The following is a 2874-nucleotide window of genomic DNA, read 5'->3' on the forward strand; positions in this document are numbered from 1 at the left end:
CGCGAGCAATTACAAGATATTCGTGTACCCGTCACAGTAGTTGCAGGATCTGAAGACCCAGTGACGACGGTTGCCGATGGTCAATATATGGTCGATCATATACCTAACGCTAAGCTGGCTACTATCGATGCCTCACACATCTCAAATATCGAAAAGCCTGACGTGTTCAATCAATTAATCAAACAATATTTGCATGACCAATAACGTTACGGATATCGTCAGATTTTTTAGTAACAAAAAAGCAGTCTAATAACTCAGAATTTAAATCTTTCATTCAGTTTAAGAAAAGCACCTGTATATCTTTTAAATATACAGGTGCTTTTCTTTTCTGTTTTTTACCACATATCACTGCCCTTTATTAAGTTACATTAAAACTCTATACCTTATAGGTATAAATTAATACTCAGATGGTTTTTGACTTACTTGATAGAAAACAATAACTTAATAAAGACATATAGGGATATTACCCACGGAGAAAAATGAATGGAATCACCTACCTTAAACATCAATAAAGTTATTGATGAAGCCAAATTTGCCCCTTTTCACTGGAAAGTGCTGTTTTGGTGTCTACTGATCATTATCTTTGATGGTTATGATCTCATCATTTATGGCGTAGCCCTACCGTTACTGATGGAAGAATGGTCATTGACTGCAGTACAAGCAGGCTTTCTTGCCAGCGCAGCACTTTTTGGCATGATGTTTGGTGCCATGATTTTTGGGACCCTCTCAGACAAGATTGGACGCAAAAAAACCATTATGATTTGTGTTGGTTTGTTCAGTAGCTTTACTTTTCTTGGCGCTTTTGCTAATGGTCCAATGCAGTTTGCTGCTTTGCGCTTTATTGCAGGCTTAGGTATCGGCGGCGTGATGCCCATCTGTGTAGCGTTAACCTCCGAATATGCTCCAAAACGTATTCGTAGTACTCTAGTCGCTATTATGTTTAGTGGTTACGCGATAGGCGGAATGGCATCGGCATTGCTAGGATCGTTTTTAGTGGTAGATTATGGTTGGGAGATTATGTTTTATATTGCAGGAATACCTACCTTGCTATTACCAATCATTTGGAAAATGCTGCCTGAATCTTTGATGTATTTGGTCAAAGAAAAAAGACATGACGAAGCTAAAAAAATTGTTCGCAAACTTGCACCACAAGAGACTATCACGGCCTCTACTGATTTAATCTTAGATGAACCAACCAAAGGAGATGACGCTCCTATCAAAGCGTTATTCCTAAAAAATCGAGGCTTTACTACCATTATGTTTTGGGTAGCCTTCTTTATGTGCTTGTTAATGGTATACGCTCTCGCCAGCTGGTTACCAAAACTGATGATTCAAGCAGGTTACTCGCTAGGCGCTAGTATGCTGTTCTTATTTGCGCTCAATATTGGCGGTATGGTCGGTGCTATTGGTGGCGGTGTGCTGGCCGATAGATTCCATCTAAAGCCTGTATTAACCGTTATGTTTGTCGCTGGTGCAGCCGCGTTGATATTACTTGGCTACAATAGCCCTCAAGTGGTGCTATATACCTTAATCGCTATTGCAGGTGCTACTACTATTGGCTCACAGATACTACTCTATACCTTTGTCGCTCAGTATTATCCGACTGCTGTACGTACGACAGCTATGGGCTGGGCATCGGGTATCGGCCGTATTGGCGCTATCGTAGGTCCTATCTTAACTGGGGCGCTACTTACACTTGAGCTAAGCCACCAGACTAACTTTTTGTTTATCGCCATACCAGGAATAATTGCAGCCGTTGCTATTTTCTTTGTAAACCTTAATGCAGCAGTAGATAGTAAAAAAATCCAAGAAAAATCAGTCACTTTAGATACACCTATAGCGACCTAAATTTGACTTAGAGCCTACTTTCATTGAGATATTCTTATTATATAGCTTTTAGCGTATTCACGATGTGGGTACGCTTTTTTAATATTAATAATATATTTATGAATAATTCTATTATAGAAATAATACTTAGAGATAAAGATAAAACCTTAACCTCGAGTTTATCTAAGCCCCTGTGGTCTGTTCGATGCACAAGGTAAACGTACAGGCCGTTATGATACCGGTAGCAATGTGGCTTTAGTGAATAGCAAAGGCGAGGCTTATACCAGTTATGCTAATTTTGCCATCGCCATGCTTGATGAGATTGAGCATCCTGAGCATCGTAACGAGCGTTATGCGGTTGTCTCTGAATCTTAAAAGATGGTAGCTATTACTTAAGTACTGCCGACCAGTATTCATAGCCAATAAGCCGCTTGTTAGTGTTGCTATCATTTACAGTGATTCTAGCAAGCGACTTAACATTTGGTCTATCTCATACAGTCAAGGCTTCGACTTTAAGTCTTATGTTCTATACAGCACTTTAACCACATGCCAGCCAAATTTAGTTTTCACTAAATGTGGGGTGAAGAGTTCGCCACTGAAGCAGACTTTATCAAATGCTGGTACCATTTGGCCTTTTTTAAACTCACCTAAGTTGCCGCCTTTTTTAGCTGATGGGCAGGTTGAGTGTTGCTTAGCCAGCACATCAAACTGTGCGCCTTTTTTAAGCTTGGCAATAATGTCGTCAGCCAGTTCTTTGTCTTTTACTAAAATGTGTAATGCGCTAGCTGTACGAGCCATAATGTAAACCCTTCATAAAATATCGATTATCCGGGCATTATATCACTACTTGCCTTGGTTGCTAACCTCACTTGTATGCTCTACTTCATCAAAAATCATTATCTATACAGGCGCTACTGTTTGGATGAGAATCGATGACTTTTGAGTGTCACTGTCAGTACACAGTACAATGCATCTGGCACATTTAACCCCTGCCAAGTACAGCCAGCCCTTATTTGTCCAGATATAAGTGATCTCGCTTACCATGAG

Annotated in this window: 3 protein-coding genes; 2 read left to right on the forward strand and 1 reads right to left on the reverse strand. The window is 40.0% G+C overall.

Annotation, left to right across the window (positions count from 1 at the left end; genetic code table 11):
• The coding region (locus VLN09_RS04765; RefSeq protein ID WP_325244191.1) for an alpha/beta hydrolase at positions 1-204 on the forward strand (204 nt) is incomplete at its 5' end.
• 279 nt (positions 205-483) lie between these two features.
• The gene (locus VLN09_RS04770; protein ID WP_325244193.1) at positions 484-1848 is read left to right on the forward strand and encodes an aromatic acid/H+ symport family MFS transporter; all 1365 of its coding nucleotides are present in this window, start codon (positions 484-486) and stop codon (positions 1846-1848) included.
• Between the two features lie 498 nt (positions 1849-2346).
• Here VLN09_RS04770 and ppiC read toward each other — a convergent pair whose 3' ends face one another.
• The gene (gene ppiC, locus VLN09_RS04775) at positions 2347-2625 is read right to left on the reverse strand and encodes a peptidylprolyl isomerase PpiC (protein WP_325244195.1); all 279 of its coding nucleotides are present in this window, start codon (positions 2623-2625) and stop codon (positions 2347-2349) included.
• Positions 2626-2874 lie beyond the last annotated feature (249 nt).

Origin of the sequence: Psychrobacter sp. (assembly GCF_035469765.1) — a bacterium.
GTDB lineage: Bacteria > Pseudomonadota > Gammaproteobacteria > Pseudomonadales > Moraxellaceae > Psychrobacter.